This window comes from Pandoraea oxalativorans (assembly GCF_000972785.3).
Taxonomy (GTDB): Bacteria; Pseudomonadota; Gammaproteobacteria; order Burkholderiales; family Burkholderiaceae; genus Pandoraea; species Pandoraea oxalativorans.
Genome location: NZ_CP011253.3, coordinates 715,578 through 734,391 on the forward strand (window position 1 = coordinate 715,578; position 18,814 = coordinate 734,391).

At 64.0% G+C, this 18,814-nt stretch carries 16 protein-coding genes and 1 pseudogene; 5 read left to right on the plus strand and 12 right to left on the minus strand.

Annotated features, from left to right (window positions below; all coding sequences use genetic code 11):
• On the minus strand, positions 1 to 375 hold the full coding sequence (locus MB84_RS28765) for a TipAS antibiotic-recognition domain-containing protein (RefSeq protein ID WP_052652909.1): 375 nt from the start codon (positions 373 to 375) through the stop codon (positions 1 to 3).
• A 163-nt stretch (positions 376 to 538) separates the two neighbouring features.
• Entirely contained in the window at positions 539 to 1,858 is a 1,320-nt protein-coding gene (locus MB84_RS03300; protein WP_039395759.1) for an MFS family transporter, read from the minus strand.
• A gap of 522 nt (positions 1,859 to 2,380) precedes the next feature.
• Here MB84_RS03300 and MB84_RS03305 point away from each other — a divergent pair.
• Both MB84_RS03305 and MB84_RS03310 read left to right on the plus strand, forming a co-directional pair.
• A complete protein-coding gene (locus tag MB84_RS03305) occupies positions 2,381 to 3,361 on the plus strand; it encodes a 2-hydroxyacid dehydrogenase (protein WP_245725471.1) in 981 nt (326 codons plus the stop codon).
• Positions 3,362 to 3,366: 5 nt separating this feature from the next.
• Complete coding sequence (locus tag MB84_RS03310) at positions 3,367 to 4,098, plus strand: GntR family transcriptional regulator (protein ID WP_046290744.1); 732 nt, start codon at positions 3,367 to 3,369, stop codon at positions 4,096 to 4,098.
• A 16-nt stretch (positions 4,099 to 4,114) separates the two neighbouring features.
• Here the strand turns inward: MB84_RS03310 and MB84_RS03315 are convergent, their stop codons facing one another.
• The 10 genes from MB84_RS03315 to MB84_RS03360 all read right to left on the minus strand — a co-directional run bounded on the left by MB84_RS03315 (position 4,115) and on the right by MB84_RS03360 (position 15,567).
• Entirely contained in the window at positions 4,115 to 5,800 is a 1,686-nt protein-coding gene (locus MB84_RS03315) for an ABC transporter ATP-binding protein (protein ID WP_046290745.1), read from the minus strand.
• Positions 5,801 to 5,874: 74 nt separating this feature from the next.
• A complete protein-coding gene (locus MB84_RS03320; protein ID WP_425415899.1) occupies positions 5,875 to 6,654 on the minus strand; it encodes an SDR family oxidoreductase in 780 nt (259 codons plus the stop codon).
• A 5-nt stretch (positions 6,655 to 6,659) separates the two neighbouring features.
• Positions 6,660 to 8,222, minus strand: coding sequence for a class I adenylate-forming enzyme family protein (locus tag MB84_RS03325; RefSeq protein ID WP_046290747.1), 1,563 nt, complete (start codon positions 8,220 to 8,222; stop codon positions 6,660 to 6,662).
• Positions 8,223 to 8,276: 54 nt separating this feature from the next.
• The gene (locus tag MB84_RS03330; protein WP_065225745.1) at positions 8,277 to 9,197 is read right to left on the minus strand and encodes an ABC transporter permease; all 921 of its coding nucleotides are present in this window, start codon (positions 9,195 to 9,197) and stop codon (positions 8,277 to 8,279) included.
• 39 nt (positions 9,198 to 9,236) lie between these two features.
• Positions 9,237 to 10,229 carry an ABC transporter permease gene (locus MB84_RS03335; protein ID WP_046290748.1) on the minus strand — a complete coding sequence of 331 codons (993 nt, stop codon included), beginning with the start codon at positions 10,227 to 10,229 and terminating at the stop codon, positions 9,237 to 9,239.
• A 21-nt stretch (positions 10,230 to 10,250) separates the two neighbouring features.
• Positions 10,251 to 11,924, minus strand: a complete 1,674-nt coding sequence (locus MB84_RS03340) for an ABC transporter substrate-binding protein (RefSeq protein WP_046290749.1) — start codon at positions 11,922 to 11,924, stop codon at positions 10,251 to 10,253.
• 111 nt (positions 11,925 to 12,035) lie between these two features.
• On the minus strand, positions 12,036 to 12,467 hold the full coding sequence (locus MB84_RS03345; protein WP_046290750.1) for a PaaI family thioesterase: 432 nt from the start codon (positions 12,465 to 12,467) through the stop codon (positions 12,036 to 12,038).
• A complete protein-coding gene (locus MB84_RS03350; protein WP_046290751.1) occupies positions 12,464 to 13,480 on the minus strand; it encodes a quinone oxidoreductase family protein in 1,017 nt (338 codons plus the stop codon). Before MB84_RS03350 ends, MB84_RS03345 begins: the two co-directional genes overlap by 4 nt.
• Before the next feature lie 123 nt (positions 13,481 to 13,603).
• Positions 13,604 to 14,710 (minus strand): M14 family metallopeptidase, encoded by a 1,107-nt coding sequence (locus tag MB84_RS03355; protein WP_046290752.1) that lies wholly within the window; start codon positions 14,708 to 14,710, stop codon positions 13,604 to 13,606.
• Positions 14,707 to 15,567, minus strand: a complete 861-nt coding sequence (locus tag MB84_RS03360; protein ID WP_046290753.1) for a VOC family protein — start codon at positions 15,565 to 15,567, stop codon at positions 14,707 to 14,709. The genes MB84_RS03355 and MB84_RS03360 overlap by 4 nt, the downstream gene beginning before the upstream one ends.
• Positions 15,568 to 15,963: 396 nt before the next feature.
• On the opposite strand from MB84_RS03360, the gene MB84_RS03365 reads away from it, so the two are divergent.
• The 3 genes and pseudogenes from MB84_RS03365 (at position 15,964) to mhpD (ending at position 18,799) form a co-directional block, all read left to right on the plus strand.
• Entirely contained in the window at positions 15,964 to 17,184 is a 1,221-nt protein-coding gene (locus MB84_RS03365; RefSeq protein ID WP_046289972.1) for an ISL3 family transposase, read from the plus strand.
• 3 nt (positions 17,185 to 17,187) lie between these two features.
• Positions 17,188 to 17,979, plus strand: a pseudogene (locus MB84_RS03370) (3-carboxyethylcatechol 2,3-dioxygenase); the annotation flags it as partial.
• 34 nt (positions 17,980 to 18,013) lie between these two features.
• Entirely contained in the window at positions 18,014 to 18,799 is a 786-nt protein-coding gene (gene mhpD / locus MB84_RS03375) for a 2-keto-4-pentenoate hydratase (protein WP_046290754.1), read from the plus strand.
• The last annotated feature ends 15 nt before the right edge of the window (positions 18,800 to 18,814 follow it).

An 18,814-nucleotide genomic window follows, 5' to 3' on the forward strand; every position in this document is an offset into this window, starting at 1 on the left:
CTACCTCGCGCTCGTCGCCGCCGCAACACCCTGCTTCACATACTCCAGCAGGGGCATGTCGATGAAGGATCCTTCCATCAGTTCGGGTTCGAGACGATGCGCCTCACGGATCTTCATATGGGTGTCGGGATTGTCGCCCGCATACGAGCGGAAGTACGTCAGCCATTGACGCACGAGCGCCTGCACTTCCGGCGATTCGGGCGGCGCGCCAGCTTCCATTTGGTCGCGCAACGCCCCGATGAGGACGGGCCACTCGTCCGTATGGTTGAGGTAGTTGGCCGCGAGGAAGCGGTATTCCGCGTCGTCGAGATACTTTCGGTGAGCCGCATGGAAACTCCCGTGATCTTCTGGCGTGTGACAAGGCTGAAGCCTCACGCAACGTGAGGGTCAAGCGATTTTAAGCGGGATGTGGGGATGCGCGGCTTTCGCCGGAGGTCGGAGAATTCGAGGCGTTGCGCGTTTTTTGCAAAACGCAGGGCCGAAAAAAAGGAGGCGCAATATTGCGCCTCCTTCGTATTGCCGCTATATCAGCACACGATCAATGCTCGTGGTGCAGATACTTCGCCTGACGCGGCAGGCGCAAGCTCACCACGAATGCCAGCACCATCATGCCGGTGACGTACCAGTAGAACGTCGGCTCCATGCCCGCCTTCTTCAGACCCAGCGCCACGTACTCTGCCGAGCCGCCGAAGATCGCGTTGGCGACCGCGTAGGCCAGACCCACGCCCAGTGCGCGCACTTCGATCGGGAACATCTCGGCCTTCACGATACCGCTGATCGACGTATAGAAGCTCACGATGGCGAGCGCCAGACAGATCAGAACGCCCGCCGCGATCGGGCTTTGCACCGTCTTGAGTGCCGTCAGAATCGGCACCGTGGCAATCGCGCCGAGTGCACCGAACAGCAACATGTTGTTGCGACGACCAATCTTGTCCGAGAGCATGCCGAAGATCGGCTGCATGCACATGTAGACGAACAGGCAGGCGGTCATGATGTAGCTCGCCGTCTTGATCGGCATACCCGCCGTGTTCACCAGATACTTCTGCATGTAAGTGGTGAACGTGTAGAAGATCAGCGAGCCGCCAGCCGTGTAACCCAGCACGGTGAAGAACGCCGCCTTGTGATGACGGAACAGTCCGGCGATCGAACCCGCATCGCGGTTGTTGCGGCTCGCACTCGTCGACGTTTCGTGCAGCGTACGACGCAGCATCAGCGCTACCACCGCCGTGATCGCACCGACCACGAACGGAATACGCCAGCCCCATGCCTTGAGTTCGGCTTCGCTGAGCAACTGCTGAAGAATCACGACCACGAGCACAGCGAGCAACTGACCGCCGATGAGCGTCACGTACTGGAACGACGAGAAGAAGCCGCGACGGCCCTTGAGCGCCACTTCACTCATATACGTTGCCGTCGTGCCGTATTCGCCGCCGACCGACAGCCCTTGCAGCAAACGCGCGAACAGCAGCAGCGCAGGCGCCCAATTGCCGATGCTGGCGTACGTGGGCAGCGCAGCGATCAGCAGCGAGCCGAGGCACATCATCATCACGGAGATGACCATCGAGTTCTTCCGGCCATTACGGTCGGCGATACGGCCGAAGATCCAGCCGCCGATGGGGCGCATCAGGAAGCCGGCCGCGAACACGCCTGCCGTGTTGAGCAACTGGGCGGTCGGGTCCGAACTGGGGAAGAACGCCGGGGCGAAGTAGATCGCGCAGAAGGCGTAGATGTAAAAGTCGAACCACTCGACCAGATTCCCGGACGATGCCGCGACAATCGCGAACACGCGTTTGCGCACTTCTTCGGGGGTGGGCGGCTTGTTGTCGATTCCGGCGTTGGATGTAGCTGTGTCTCTCATTTCTACTGACGATGGGGGCATCGCATTGATAACTACGTTTACAACATGACGCAGATCCGCTCGTTCGCCTCGATAACACTTCATACACTGCTTATACGAGGGAATGGGCCTATCGCGTCGCGGGGGCGGGCCAACTATAGCGGGTCACAGCGGGAACAGACAATGCCCGGACGCTGGATTGATTATTGTGAATATAGAAACAATCCGGTGAATTGTTGCGCCGCAGCATGGTGACGACGCCCACCGGGCGGACGTTTGCGCAGCGTGGTGAGCGTTTCGGTACACGGGACGAAGCCCCGAAAACCCGCAAAATATTTTTCTGAACGGGGCATGACCCGGGGCATCGGCGCTTCTCATCCGGCGAGATTTCGCCTGAGCGACGCCTGTCGATCGTTCTTATGTCTCGCGCCGACGAGCATTCCCGTCGCGCCGTCATAAGCTATTCGATAACAAATGCTTAGTGGCGCAGGGCACGCCCGGTAGGATGAGCTGCCGCTTTCTCTTCCGAAGCCCCGACGTCCGATGTACCGACGCGAGGCATCCTCCCCCGAAGTCATGCAAGGCGACACGTTATTGATCAAGTCGGGCGGCGCTGCCGCACTGACCGAATGGCAACATCATTTCGCGCGGCTCATGCCGGGCCTGCGCGTGTACGGCTGGGACGACCCGTTCGTCGATGCGCGCAACGTGAAGTACGCGCTCGTCTATCAGCCCGATCATGGACGTCTCGCCCACTACCCGCGTTTGCGACTGATCCTGAGCGCAGCGGCAGGCGTCGATCACATTCTGGCCGATCCGGCCTTGCCATCGGGCGTACCCATCGTGCGCATGGTGACGGAGGAAACGCGCGAGCGCATGAGCGACTTCGTCGCGTTCGCCGCACTGGCCATCGCGCGGGACGTACCGGCGCTGATCACCGCGCAGCGCGACGGACGCTGGGCTAACGAACTCACCGGACGTCTCGCACGCGACACGCGCGTGAGTGTGCTGGGACTCGGCGAGCTGGGAAGTGCGGTCGCCACGCGTCTGCGCGCGAACGGCTTCCAGGTGAACGGTTGGGCGAGAACGCCACGTTTGTTGGCGGGCGTGAACGTCTTTGCGGGCGAAGCGCAGCTCGACGCGTTGCTCGCCGAGACCGACATTCTCGTGAATCTGCTGCCCGACACCCATGCCACGCGAGGCATTCTCGGACGCAAACTGTTTGCGCAACTCCCGGCCGGGGCCAGCCTGATTCAGGTCGGCCGAGGGGTGCATCTCGACCGGCAAGCATTGCTCGACGCGCTCGATAGCGGCCGTCTGCGCTCGGCGGTTGTCGATGTCTTCGATATCGAGCCATTGCCACCCGACGATGCCCTGCGCCATCACCCGAAGGTTCTCGTCACGCCGCACATCGCGTCGACGGTGTCGTATGCGGCGAGGGCGCGTCAGGTGGCCGACGTGCTCGGCGCACATCTTCGCGGCGCACCGTTGCCGTTCGTCTATGACGCGACAAGAGGGTACTGAACATCATGGCTCCCGCCTCCCACGACACCGAAGACGCCGTTGCGATTGCGCGCGGCGACGATGCCTATGAACGCATCCGGCACGACGTGCTGACTTGCGTCATCATGCCGGGCGCCATCGTCACCGAGGCGGAGCTGATGCGTCGCTACGACATTGCGCGCACGAGTTGCCGGGTGGCACTGGTGCGTCTGGTCCACGAGGGATTCGCGCGCGCTATCCCGCGACAGGGGTATCGGATCTCGCCGGTCACGCTGGCGGACGTCGAGGAAATTTTCAACTTGCGAGGGCAACTCGAGCCGATGGCTGCGCGTCTGGCGTGCGGCAACGTCGACACCGAGCTCCTGCAACGACTCAACGAAGCGTGCGAAGTGCCCTTTGCGCATGAGCCCATCGACCATCAGATCGAGTGGTTCTTGCACACGAACCGAAAATTCCATCTGACGATTGCTGCGGCAAGCGGCAACGCACGTCTGTACCGAACGCTGGCGGGTCTCATGGATGACATGGCCCGTCTCGTCTCGCTGGGTTTCGGAGTGCAGGGCATCCGGCCGCGTATCGAACACGATCACGAGAGCATCATTGCCGCGCTCGTGACAGGCAATGCGCCGCGCGCGGAAGCGCTCGCACGGCAGCACATCGAGACCTTCCTCCAGCAGACGAAAGAGCACGTGTTCGCGAGCCTGTCGGCGTCCGGCACATGGTTGCCTTACCTGTCCATTGCCGATCTGCGTAAGTAGAGAGAGGCGTCGATCGTCAGGCGGCAGAGAGCGCTTGCGCATCATTGCGAAGTTCGCGATTGCGCCCGGGAATCGCGTCGAGCAGCGCACGTGTGTACGGGTGTGAAGGCGCACGGAAGATCGCCGTCGTATCGCCGTACTCGACCACGCTCCCCGACTTCATGACGGCGAGCGTGTCGCACAGTTGCGCGGCGATGCGCAGATCGTGCGTAATGAAAATCATCGACAAACCCAGTTCGGCCTTCAGTCGCGCGAGCAGTCGCAGCACCTGGGCCTGCACGGAGACGTCGAGCGCCGAGACGGGTTCGTCCGCGACGAGTACCTTCGGACGCATCGCGAGCGCGCGCGCCAGCCCGATACGCTGTCGTTGACCGCCGGAGAACTCGTGAGGAAAGCGCTCGAGCGAGTCTGCGCTCAGACCGACGCGTTTGAACAGTTCGAGCGCGTGCGCATGCGCCTGACCCGGTGGCTCGCCGCGGGCGATAGGCCCCTGCGTGACGATGTCTCCGACGCGCCGGCGCGGATTGAGCGAGCTGAAGGGGTCCTGAAATACCATCTGAATGTCCTGCGCGTCGCGACGTGACTGCGCATCGAGCGTCCCATTGGCAAGGTCGATGTCGCGATAGAGAATGCGTCCGGCATCGGGTGTCATCAGTCGAAGAATGGTGCGCGCGAGCGTCGACTTGCCTGAGCCGCTTTCTCCCACGATTCCCAGCGTCTTGCCGCTGCCGACATCGAGGCTGACGTCGCGCAACGCCGCCGTGTGGGCGTGCGTCTTCTTGCTGAGCCAGCTACGTTTCGCGTAGGTTTTCTGGACTTGCTCGATGCGCAACACCGGCGGCGCGACAGGCGACGCTGCATCTTCCGATGTCGTCAACGTCACGCTCTCGCGCGCCGCAGTCGGTGCTGCCGATGGCAACGACGGCACCGCGGCGATGAGCGCACGCGTGTATGCGTGCGCCGGACGCGTCAGGATTATCTGCGCCTCACCCTGTTCAACGATCTCCCCATGACGCATGACGGCCACGCGATCCGCGATTTCCGCCACCACGCCGAAGTCGTGCGTGATGAACAGTACGCCGGTTCCTTTACGCTGCTGCAAGTCGCGTATCAGCGTGAGGATCTGCGCCTGAGTCGTCACATCGAGCGCCGTTGTCGGTTCGTCGGCGATCAGGAGTTCGGGCTCCAGCGCGAGCGCCATCGCGATCATGGCCCGCTGTCGCTGGCCGCCGGACAACTCGTGAGGATAGCGTTTTGCGGTTTCGTTCGGCGACGGAATCTGCACGGCGTCGAGCCATTCCAGTGTGCGTGCACGAATGGCGCTGCCGGTCAGTCGCGTGTGCGTGCGATAGACCTCGCCGATCTGATCGCCAATGGTGCGCAGGGGATTGAGCGCCGTCATCGGTTCCTGAAAGATCATGCCGATGCGCGAGCCGCGCCAGCGGCGGCGCTCGGCGTCGGGCAGCGCGAGCAGATTGCCTGCGCCTTCCCACGCGATGCTTCCGGCGCTCGGTTGCACGCCGGGGGGCAACAGGCCGAGCAGTGCGCTGGCGGTCATCGATTTGCCCGAACCGCTTTCCCCGACCATACAGAGGATCTCGCCACGTGCGAGCGAGAACGAAACGTCATGAAGCGCGTGCGCGCGATCGGCATTGGGCGGCAGATCGAGCGTGAGGTGTTCGACGTCGAGCAGGGTTGTCATGGGACGTGTCCGGGCAGTAGGCGTCAGTTTGGGAGGGCGGCGGGCGTGGGGTGGACGTGCGGTGGCGATGGGCGTCAAAGACGCTGACCGCCGCTGGCATCGATGGCTTGTCCCGTCACCCAGCGGGCGGCGTCGCTGGCAAGAAAGGCCACGATGTCCGCGATGTCTCGGGGTTGTCCGACGCGTCCCAGCGCAACGGTCTGGGCGATGGCCTGACTGGCGACGGGATCGCTCGCGCGCTGGTTCAGGTCGGTCGCCGTCGCGCCGGGCAGCACAGCGTTGACGGTGATGCCTCGCGACCCGAGATCGGCGGCCAGTGAAAGCGTCAGTGCTTCGAGTGCTGCCTTGGCGGGCGCATAGACGCTCATCTCCGGATAGGCCGCACGTGTGCCGATGGATGAGACGTTGACGATGCGCGCACCATCCCTCAGGTGCTTCAGAGCATGCTGGATCAGGAAGAACGGCGACTTGAGGTTCACTTGCAGCACCCGGTCGAAGTCCTCCGGTGTCACGGCGTCGATGCGTGCCCGGAGCCCCACGCCAGCGTTATTCACGAGAATGTCCCATTGTGGCGGCAGGTCGTGCGACGCAAGGGCGCCGATGAAGCGTTCGACGAGGACGCGAGCGCCGTCCTGCGACGACAAGTCGGCCTGCACGGCAAACGCCCGGGCGCCGCTCGCACGCAGTTGACTGACGAGAGCGTCGGCATCGGCAGCCGCGGCGTTGTAGTGCACCGCAACGCTCGCCCCGCGAGCGGCCAGGGCGGTTGCAATGGCGCGGCCAATGCCGCGGCTCGCCCCGGTGACGAGGGCGACTTTGCCGTCGAGGCGAATCGGATCCTGAAGGTCGGACAGTTGCGTCATGATGCGATGGCTCCGGTAAGCGGGGCTGAGTTCTGATGTTGGTCGCTCCATCCGTGCGTCGCTTCGAGTGCGCGCGCTTGTTGGAGCAGCGAATGACGGTCGACCTTGTTGGTCCCCGCCCACGGCAGCTCGGTGACGAACGCCACGCGACGCGGATGCTGATAGGCGGGGCCGTTCGCGAGCGCATGCTGCCTGAGTGCCTCGACGCTCAGCGTGCTGCCGGGCTGGCGCACCACGAAGGCGACCGGCACGGCGGCGCGCTCCTCGTCGGGCAGTGGCACCACGCTCGCCTGACGCACTTCGGGATGCGCTTCGAGCACTTTCTCCACCTCCACGGGATAGATGTTCTCGCCTGCGCAGACGAACATGTCGTCTGCACGTCCTACGAAGTAGAAGAAGCCGTTGGCATCGCGTCGCATCACGTCGCCGCTGTAGTACCACCCGTCATTGAGCACTTGCGCCGATTTCTCGGGCAGACGGTGATACCCGTGCATGACCGCCGGGTTGCGCATGCACAGCACACCCTCGTTGGCGTCGGGACCGTCGACGAGCTTCACCGTATTGGGAAAGAGCGGATAGCCCAGCGCCAGGGGCGGCAGGGGAATGCCATCCGGGTGCGGGCCAAAGATGCTCGGACCTGCTTCCGTCGTACCGTAGCCGTGGTGAATATGCGTGGTGGGAAACGCGGCCTGAATGCGGGCAAGCAGAGCGGTGCTCATCGGTGCGGAGCCGAGCATCAGGCGGGAGAGGGACGAGACGTCGCGCCCGGCGAGCGTCTGCGGATCTTTCACGATGCGCGCAAACATCGTCGGCACTGCGGCCAGCACGGTGATGCGGTAGCGCTCCAGCGCGTCGACGTAGGTCGCCACATCGAAAGACGGCAGGATCACCAGCGTGCCGTTCACGGAGAACGCACGCTTGGCCATGAACAGCCCGTTCATATGAAACAGTGGCTGCGCGAGCAGAAAGCGCTCCGTCGACGGATGTGACGGCTGGACGTACGTCGCGCCCAGCGCCCATAGCTGCCCGGCGTGCGTGAGCGGCACGCCCTTCGGTTTGCCCGTCGAGCCGGAGGTGTAGAGCATTTGTGCGACGTCGTCGTGCGCCGCACGGACGACATCGAACTCCGCAGGCCGAATTTGCGCGGCAAAGCCGTCCGGACCCTCGTCGTCGAAGTCGATGACGGGCACGCGTGCGCACAGGGCGTCGCGACGCGGACCGTCGACGAATGCCAGCGAGACGCCCGCATCGTCGATGACGTAATCGAGGATCTCGCGCGATTGCTTGATGTTGATGGGCACCGCGACATAGCCGCCACGCATGATCCCGAAGTAGGCGATCAGATACTCCGCGCGGTTAAGCGACGCAATGGCGACGTGCGCGCCTTGCGGCAGGCCGCGCGCCCGCAGGGCCGTCGCCACGCCGTTCGCCAGGCGATCGATGTCGGTGTGCGTGTAGGTGCGTGGGTGGTCGCCGTCGCGCAAGTCGACGATGGCCGTCGCGTCGAGACTGAGGGATCGGTCGACGAGGTCGCCGAGGTTATACCAACGGTGCGTCATAGCGTTTAGTGAAGCAATAGTGTTCTTGAGTGTTCGGTGGGATCAACCCGGCGATTAGCGCTTGCGAAGCGCCGGATTCAGCGCGTCGTTCAAACCATCGCCGACTAGATTGAGCGCCAGCACGGCAAGCATGATGGCGATGCCGGGTTCGGCGCACAGGTACCAGGACGAGCGGATCAACGTGCGGCCTTCGCCGATCTGGCGTCCCCAACTGGCGATGTTCGGATCGCCGAGCCCCAGGAAGGACACGACCGACTCGTAGAGGATGGCGCCAGCGACGACCAGCGTGCCCATGACGAGTACCGGTGGCAGCGCGTTCGGCAGTACCTCCCGCAGGGCGATGCGCCACGACGACAGTCCCACGGTGCGACACGCCTGTACGAATTCCCGCGACTTGAACGAGAGGCATTCGGCACGCGTGAGTCGGGCAATCGCAGGCCACGACACGAGCGCCACGGCAATCACCGTGTTCTCGATGCGCGGCCCGAGGATGGCGACGACCGTCAGCACGAACACGACGTTCGGCACGATCTGGAACAGTTCGGTGAAGCGCATCAGCACCTCGTCGACCCATCCTCCCCACCATGCGGCGACGGCGCCTATGGACACGCCGATGACCGTCGCGGCCACACTCGCGACGAGGCCGATGGCCAGCGTCGCCCGTGCGCCGTGCGCGAGCATGGCGGCGATGTCACGTCCCAATGCGTCGGTGCCGAGCGGGTATTGCCACTGCTCGAACGGCCAGATTTCCGGTGTGGCCACGATGCGCAGCGGATCGCCGGGATACCACCAGCCCGCGCACACGGCGACGATCACGATCAGCGCGAGCAGCACCGCGCCAGCGACGGCGCCGCCATGACGGGCGAATTGCTGCCAGGTGGCCGAGCGACGGCGTGGAGGGCGCGAGGGCGCGCACGATGCGCTTGCATCGTGCGTGTCGGGTGTCGGAAGAGCAGGTTCGGCGGAAGACGTCATGTTGCAGACCAGTTCATTACGGTAAGGTGAGACCAGGGATCACGAGGCATGTGTGCGGATAGGAGGATCGAGGCGCGTATAGACGAGATCGACGGCGATATTCGCGACGATGACCAGCGCCGAGCTGAGCACGAGCAGTCCCAGCACGACCGGATAGTTGCGGCTCATCACGCTGTCGAACAGCACCCCGCCGATACCCGGCCAGCTGAAGACCGCTTCCACGACGATGCTCCCGCCGAGGACGGTGCCGATTTGCAGTCCGAGCAGCGTGACGACCGGCAGCATCGCGTTGCGCACCATGTGACGGGTAATGATCGCGCGGCGCGTGAGTCCTTTCGCTTGCGCGGTGCGCACGTGATCCTGACGCGCCACCTCGAGCATCGACGCTCGCATGACGCGCGCATAGGTCGCGGCGTAGAACAGACCGAGCGTGAGCGCCGGCAGCGTGAGGTGGTGAAGCACGTCCAGCGAGGCGTGCCACGCGCTGGCAATCCCGGTGCCGTAGTCCATCCCGATGGTAGTCATGCCGCCCACCGGGAACCAGCCCAGCTTCACGGAGAACAGGATGATGAGCATGATTCCGAGCCAGAAGCTCGGCGCCGCGAAACAGACGACGGCCGCGATCGAGACGAGCGTGTCGCGCCATGTGTTGACGTTCACGGCTGCAACAACGCCAGCGCTCACGCCCACGATCACGGCGACGAGCAGGCTCGCCAGCATCAGCACGAGCGTGGCGGGAAGATGCGCCATGATGACGTCGAACACTGGCAGGTTGTGCCGATACGAATAGCCGAGATCGAGGTGCGCCACGGCGTCGATGTAGTGAAGCAACTGCTGCCACAGCGGCTTGTCCATGCCGTACGTCACCCGCAGACGCTCGATGAGCGCGGGGTCGGTGACCTGCTGTTCGGCCGTCATCACGTCGAGCAACGTGCCGGGCACCGACTGGATCAGGCAGAAGTTCATGACGATCACGCCGAGCAGCAACGGAATGGCCTGAAGGACCCGGCGTAACAATAGACGCATCACCATGACAGCGGTCTCCTCACCCGATTACGAGGCGAGCCAGACATCGGCCAGTGCGTCGCCCTGCACGTTGGCGCTTGTCGTCGCATTGCGCACGTTGGTGCGCGAGAGCGTGAACGATTCCATCTCGACGAGCGGCACGAGCGGTACTTCCGTGGCGGCCAGCCTGGCGAAGTCGTGCGCGAGTTTCTGACGCTTCGCGTTGTCGGTCTCCACGGTCAGGCGGTCGACGAGTGCGTCCATGGCCGGGTTCGAATAACCGGTGGCGTTGCGAAAGGCCGCGCCCTTGACGATGCCGTCCGTCGTGAACAACTGTGTGACCACCGGGACAAGTTCCAGCGGCGCGGTGAAGTTCGAGATGGCGATGTCGTAGTCGTAATCGCTGTAGATACGCTTGAGCGACGTGGCGCGGTCGAGCGAGTCGAGCTTGACGGTGATACCCACATCCTGAAGCGCCTGTTTGAGGTACTGCCCGAGCTTGGCGTTTTCCTCGAACCACGCCGCAGCCACGAGATTGACCGAGAAACGCGTGCCGTTCTTGCGCGGCAGACCGGCGGCGTCGAGCAGCGCGTTGGCCTTGGCGGGATCGAACGGATACTTCGGAACGTCGTCCGTGAAGAACAGCGCATTGGTGCGGAAGATCGGGGAGACGGCGGGCTTGCCGCGACCGAAGTAGATCGTGTCGATGATGAACTTGCGATCGATGGCATGCAGGATCGCCTGACGGACTTCCCTGCGTTTGACGTGATCGCGGCGCTGGTTGAACTCGACGGTCACGGTCCACGCGGCATTTTCGTAACCCCGCGTGTCGACGGCGATCTTGCCCGTCTTGACGAGGCGGTCGATATCGCGCGCCGGCACCGGGTTCGAGAAGGCAACGCCCAACTCGCCTGTCTCGAGTGCGGCCGAGCGCGAAGCGGGGTCGCCCCACCAGCGAACGACGAGCTTGTCGGGGTACGGCTGTGCGACGTTCCAGTATTGCTCGTTGCGTGTGTACGAGACGTAGCTGCCGCGCACCCACTGGCCATACTTCCACGGACCGGTGCCCACCGGCGCATTGTTGAGCGGGTTGGTGATGATGTCCTTACCTGCGTAAAGATGCTTCGGCACGACCACCTGATACTGACCGGCAAGGATCGACTTGAAGAAGAACTCCGGCACCGGCGTGGAGAATTCGAGTTTGACGGTGTGCGCATCGGGGGCGCTTACGCGCTTGAGCGCCTTGAGCGCGACACCGGCCGAGATGGGCTTCCAGTGCTCTTGCACGTTGTAGACGACATCGTCCGCGGTGAACGGTTTGCCGTCGTGCCAGAGCACGTTCTTGCGCAGGGCAACGGTGTATGTCCTGAAGTCGGCCGACGCTTTGACGTCCGTTGCGAGCACGGGCTGGAAAGCGAGTTTCTCGTCGATCTTGAGCAGACGTTCGAGAATCTTGGTCGACGTCATGAACGGGCTGGAGCCGCCGCCGCCCGGCACGAACAGCGCCTGCGGTTCCAGTCCGCCCCAACTGGCCACGAGCGTGCCGCCGCGACGCGGCGTGACGGCACTGGACGCATCCGCCGCAACGGCGCGCGTCGGTGAGACGAGCCAGCCGGTCGTTCCCGCGAGCGCAGCGGAGGTGGCGGCCAGCGCGCCGCCAGCGCTGCGATACAGGAACTGACGACGTGAACGGGAATGGGACGAACCCCGGAACTTACGCATGATGAACTCCGAAAAACGCGACGCCGGTGCGATCTCGCCGACGTCTTCAATCTGATGATCTTCAATCAGCTAAGGGGTGGAAACGGGTGGTCGGCGCGATGCCGACGTACGCTACGCAGGCGGCAACGTGGCATAACTCGCGCGACCGATGGCGACGAGCGCCCCTTGCGCGTTGACCAGATCGACGTCGGCTACACCGATGCTCTTGCCGAGCCGTCGCACCCGGGCGATGGCGCGCAAATCGGTGTCGATGGCCGGGCGCAGGTAGTCGACGCGAAAGTTGACCGTCGGCAGTCCACGGCCGACGAGCATGCCGACAGCGAAGTCACCGACCGTGTCGATCACGGCGGCAAGCGGGCCACCGTGCCACTGACGCGTACCGGCGCCGCGCTCGAATGCGTTCTGAAACGGGATGTCGACTTCGATGGTCTGCGCTTCGTGGTCGAGCGCCGTGACGCGCATCCCGAGCCATGCGATGAACGTCGAGTTGTCGAAGGCTTGCTGAACCTGCTCGACAGACAGGGTGCGGGGCGTCGTGCTCATGCGCCCACCAGGACCTTGCCGACGATCTGGCGGTTCTCTAGCGACGCGAGCGCCTGTGCGCCGTCTTCCAGCGGCCACTTCTTGTCGACCAGCACGCGCAGCTTGCCGCTGGCGATCAGTTCGAGCAGTTCGTGGAGGTCTTCGCGATCCCAGCCGTTCGAGCCGCGAATCTGCAACTCGAAGGTCCAGATGAAGCGCAGGTCTTCCTTCGGGTCGAAGCCCGCCGTCGCGCCGCACGTCAGCACGCGCCCGCCCTGGCGCAGGGTGCGCAGCGAGCGCGTCCACGTGTCGCCGCCGGTGACGTTCACGACAACGTCGACACCGCCGTTGTTGGCAGCACCGCGCCGACGCGCCGCCTTGCCGTAGCGCGCACGCACGACTTCGACGAAGTCTTCCTCGGTGTAATAGATGATGTCGTCCGCACCCAGCTCACGCAGGCGTTCGCCCTTTTCTCGCGACCCGGCACAGGCGATGACTTCGGCACCGGCGAGCTTGGCCAGTTGCACGGCGCATACGCCCACGCCGCCGCTCGCGCCGAGAATCAGCACGCGCTCCCCGGCCTTGATCTGACCGATACGCTGCATCATGCGCAGCGCGGTGCCGTAGGCGACCGGCAGCGCGGCGGCATCGTCGAACGACACGCCGTCGGGCAGGCGCACGAGTTGATGTTCGGGTACGCGGCACAGTTCGGCCAACCCGCCGTGGGTTGTCTCGCCGACGAGGCCGCCCGTCACCCGATTAATCGGGTCGACCAGCACGCGATCGCCGACGGACCAGCCCTGCACACCGGGGCCGATGCTGGCGATCTCGCCCGCAACGTCCAGACCGATGATGACGGGAAACGGCAGCTTGATGCCGGGCATGCCGCGTCGGGTGAACACGTCGTGGTAGTTCAGCGACGACGCGCGCACGCGCAGCACGACTTCGCCTTCGCCCGCGACGGGGTCCGGGAAATCGGTTTCGAGTTTGAGTGCACTGTTGTCGCCGTGCTCGCGCAATACGATGGCTTTCATGCTGGGTCTTCGGTCGATTTCGGGATGAGCGAGCCCCTCGGGCCGCGCCGATCCTTGTTGATAAACGGAAAGAGGTGAGTGGCTTCGGGCGCTTACGCGTTCATACGCTCAGCACCGGTGCGCCTAGGCGGACGTCGCGAGGCCTTGCAGCGCCTGCGCCGTGATATGCAGCCCATGCGTGAGCACGCTGGTGCGCCACACCGACGAGACGGGCACGAAGGCGTCCAGCACGTCGGCGCGCAGCAGGCGGTCGCGTGCCGCGTCCGGATGGGCCTGCGCGCGTGAGCGCAGCCACTGATCGAGGCGGTTGGCGATACTTGCATTCGAGCCCCGCGTACCGAATTCGACGACAGCGCCGATCACCGGGCGTCCCTTGGCGAACTGTTCGACGCCACGGAACACGAGGCCCTGATAGTCGGGACGCTGCAACCCGTGCGGGCGTTGATTCAGCACACGCTCGGCGCTCCACCAGCGGGCAGCCTCGCGTTGCGCGTCGCTACCCTCCGCGTTGAAGCACAGGAAGAACGGCTCACCGTATTCGCCGATGCCCGTGTGCCAGTCGATCAGGCCGATGCGCTGCGCTTGCGACAGTTCGCGCTCGACGATGGTCTGCAACGTGACGTTCGACCATTCGCGGGAACGTCCGCCGTAGATCAGGCCGTCGGCGTGCGTGTACTGACCGCTCGCGAGTGTGTTGAAAAGTGCGTCGGGGCCGTGCTCGGCGCGAAAGGCGTCGATGGCGCGCGCACTTTGCGCCAGTCCGTCGGACGTCCACTCGCGCGGAATCAGATGGTCGTGAAGCGACGCGTAATGCGCATTGACCGGATGTGGCTTGTCGTGGTCGATGAAATTGCGATTCAGATCGACGTTGTGTTCTGTCGTGCGCGTGGCGTGTGCGAAGCCGTACGGATTGATGGCGTGCACGAAGGTCACGGCGACGTCGGGCGGCAACGTCTGCGCCGCATGCGTCAGCCAGGCCGTCTGAACGGCCGATCCCGCACCGCCTTCCAGACCGTGTGTGCCGCTAATGGCAAGCAACTGATGCGGTGCATGCGCCGGACCGAGCCGTGCGACGTCGACGCTCAGTTCGCTGCCGTCCGGGGCTGTGGCATCGGGGTGAACATAGGAGGTCAGGCTCGCGCCTGCGTGGTCGGCCGCGGTGCGAAAGCGTTGACGGGCGTCTGCATAGTCGACGCCGAACGCCTGCCACCAGGTTGGCTGAAGGCTCATGCTGCCTCCCCTTCGACGAATTGGAGCGCGACGTGGAAGCCGTCGGCGGCGGCCACGAGCACGGCGCCATCGTCGAGCGTCGTCCAGGGCACGCCGTTTTCGCGCAGCGTGGCCTGGGTCTGGGCAAGGGAGCGGGTGCGCAGGATCAGTGCGACGCTGCGCTCGCTGCCGTCGTCCGTCGTCTCGACTTTGCCGAAGCGTTGCGCCGCTTCCGCAGGTGTGACGAAGTGGACGCGGGCGCGCCCGGCGGTGAAGGTATACCCCTTGTCACCGGTGGCGCTCAGGATGCCCGGGCCGAAGACGCGGTCGTAAAGGGCCGCAGTGACTGCGGGATTCGGCGTCGAAACGACGTAGCCGACGATGTCGGTCACGCCATTTGGATGATCGCGCCATTCGTCGCGCCAGACATGCTCCGGTGTGAAGTGATGGCAGAAGAACGTGCGGCCGTTGCGAACCAGTTCGCTGGCAAGTCGCACCGTGCGAAAGCGAGCGTCTTGTGTCGTGCCGTCGGGCAGACGCACCGGGCGGAAGAATTCGGCCGGTGTCTCTACGCCGACACCGCGTTCCTGCAAGGCGGTGAACAGAGCGTGCGAGTCCTGCGTCTTGAAGACGAGGCCGGTCAGCCCGAGCGGGGCTTGCGTCACATCGGGTCGTGCGGTCGATTTGCCAGCCTCGAAGCCGAGCAGCTCAAGATAGTTTTCGCCGAAGATCGCCAGGTGATTGCTGGTGCCGAGCGAGTGATGACCACGCTCGGTCAGGGCGAAGCCCAGACGGCGATACGTGTCGACGGACGCTTCGAGTTCGCCCTTCACGTTGATGACGACGTGATCGAGTACCGGTGCGGGAATCTGGCTCATGCCTGACCTCCGCTGCGTTGGAGGGAGAACGGGGCGAGGGAGGTAAACGAGATGGTGGGCACGAAGGCGGACAAACGGCCCCCCGGGACATAACGACTGGACACGACAGCTCCCGACAGAGAATGGACGACCTCCCCATTCTAAAAGCGTGCCGGTCTTAGCCCAACTGATGCTTTTTGCTTTGCTTAGTGCGCGGCGTGCGCTCGTGGGGGCCTCACGAGGCTGGCGTCGCATTGACGGGCGGTTCAGCCGTTCCTGGCGTTCGTTCTCGTCTTATGAGACGTGGCAGTTTGGACCGGATCGGCTGAAATTTGGTTCATCGCGCAATAGCGTGGAGGGATTTGACAAGTTTTCGTACTCTTGATGGCAGGAATTTGCCATCAGGAGTGCGTGGAGATGCTGGATCGCAAGCTGCTGGAGTCGCTGGGAGGCTGGCAGGGCTATGCCGTCGAACGCGTGGAGTGGCCCGAGGGCACAGGGCGCACGCTGTCGATCTATTTGAAGCCAACCGCCAAGGTGATGCTGTGCGAGCAGTGCGGCGCACGATGTCGCCAGGTCCATGAGACCACGGTGCGCCGGGTGCGAGATCTGCCGTTATTTGAGTACCGGGTTGTTCTTCATGTTCCACGCCGGCGCTTGTTGTGTGAGCAATGCGGTGGCCCGCGCCTGGAGCGGCTTACTTGGCTGGGTCGCTACCAGCGGGTGACGGATCGGCTTGCGGCGGCCTGCAGCCAATTGCTGCAATCGAGCAACGTGCAGGCGGTGGCGAGGTTCTTCGAGCTGGGTTGGCATACCGTCAAGACGCTGGACAAGGCCCGGCTCCGAGCGTCAGTGCGCGAACCGGATTGGTCCAGGATCGAGTATTTAGCGATGGACGAGTTCGCCCTGCATAAAGGGCATCGGTACGCGACGGTAGTCGTCGATCCGATCAGCAGGCAGGTGCTGTGGATCGGCCCAGGACGCTCACGCGAGACGGCTCGGGCGTTCTTCGAGCAATTGCCGCGTGGGGTCGCCCAACGCATCAAGGCCGTAGCCATCGACATGACTACGGCCTACGAGTTAGAAATCCAGGCCCACTGCCCACGGGCGGAGATCGTCTATGACTTGTTCCATGTCGTGGCCAAGTACGGACGAGAGGTCATTGATCGGGTGCGCGTGGATCAGGCCAACCAACTGCGCCAGGACCGTCCCGCGCGCCGGGTCATCAAATCGAGCCGCTGGCTGTTATTGCGCAACCGCGACAAGCTAGACCGGCAGCAGGCCGTCCGGCTCGACGAATTGCTGCAAGCCAACCAGCCGCTGCTGACGGTCTATGTCCTGAGGGACGAACTCAAGCGGCTCTGGTTCTACCGAAGACCTGCCTGGGCAAAACAAGCCTGGCACCACTGGTGCGAGCAGGCCGAGCAAAGCGGAATAGCCCCCTTGAACACCTTCGCTCAGCGTCTGAAAGGCTATCTGCATGGCATCCTGGCCAGATGCCGACATCGTCTAAACACCAGCATCGTTGAGGGCATTAACAACACTATCAAGGTCATTAAGCGGCGCGCCTACGGCTACCGAGACCAGGAATACTTCTTCCTCAAAATCCGCGCCGCCTTCCCCGGTAATGCTCAATGAACCTTTTTTTACGACGTCATGCCCGCGTTCTGTATTGGCGCAAAGGCCACGGCTATCGGCGACTTCAAGAGCCTGGCAGGCCCGTTGCCTGTGCCGTCGAACATCGCGCATGCACTGACCGAGCACGTATTGTCGGTCGATATCGACGTTGCGCTGTCCTACCGCATGCAAGTCGACCATGGCTTCGCCTACGCACTGGAAGTCCTGACGGGCCGTCTGGACGCGTACCCCGTCGTGCCGGTATTCATCAACTCGGTCGCGCCCCCGATGGCGACACTTCGCCGCTCACGGTTGCTTGGCGATGCGATCGGCCGCTTCTTCGCGCAAACGGACAAGCGCGTGCTCGTGATCGGCTCGGGCGGCATTTCGCACGAGCCTCCCGTTCCCGAGCTTATCGGCGCGACCGATGAAGTTGCCGAGCGTCTGATCGCCGGACGCAATCCGTCGGCGCAATCTCGTGCCGCGCGTCAGGCGCGCACCGTTGCTGCGGCGAAGGCCTTCACGGCGGGCGACAGCCACATGCATCCGCTCAATCCGCAATGGGACCGCGAATTCCTCCAAATCCTGACGGAGGGCGACTGGCGCGCCGTCGACGCGATGAGCAACGACACGATTACGCGACAAGGCGGCAAATCTGCGCACGAGATCCGCACGTGGGTTGCCGCGTTCGCGATGCTCGCGGCTTATGGCGAATACCACGCGAGTGTCGATTACTACCGTCCGATTCCCGAATGGATCGCGGGCTTTGCCGCGATGCACGCGGTGTCTCAACCGTCGCTGGCCGCTGCGGCCTGATCAAGAAGAGCGAGACGAACAAGAGGATTTTCCGATGTCGAATGCCCAACTGATTCAAACGCTTGCCGACCGCCTTCGTGACGCGGAGGCGTCGCGTCAAACGATTGCGCCCGTGCGCGGCGAGATCGCGCTCGACGACATGGCGACCGCCTACGCCGTGCAGCAGCGCAATGTGGATGCGCGTGTGACCAGCGGCGAGCGCATCGTCGGTCGCAAGATCGGCCTGACGTCGCTTGCCGTGCAAAAGCAGCTCGGCGTGGACCAGCCCGACTTCGGCGCACTGTTCGCGAGCATGGCGTACGGCGATGCGCAACCGATGCCGCTTGCCCGCCTCATCCAGCCGAAGGTCGAAGCCGAAATCGCACTCGTGCTCGAACATGATCTGACGCACGAGAAGCACACATTTGCCGACATCCTTCGCGCGAGCGCCTACGCCGTGGCGGCCGTAGAGGTCGTCGATAGCCGTATCGAGCAGTGGAATATCCGCTTCGTCGATACCGTAGCCGACAACGCATCGAGCGCGCTATTCGTGCTTGGCAGCCGCCCCGTGAAACTCTCTGACGTAGATCTCGCCGACTGCGCGATGACGCTTTCGCGCGACGGCGAGGTGCTGTCGCGCGGCAACGGCGCGGCGTGCCTCGGCAATCCTCTCAACGCGGCTGTCTGGCTGGCGGATCGCATGGCGCAACTTGGCACGCCGTTGCGTGCGGGCGATGTCGTGCTCACCGGTGCGCTCGGTCCGATGGTGCCCGTCATGGAGGCTGGCACGTTCGTCACCGAGATCGGGGGACTGGGCAGCGTACGCGCCGTTTTTGCGTGAGGCAGGTGGCGTCCG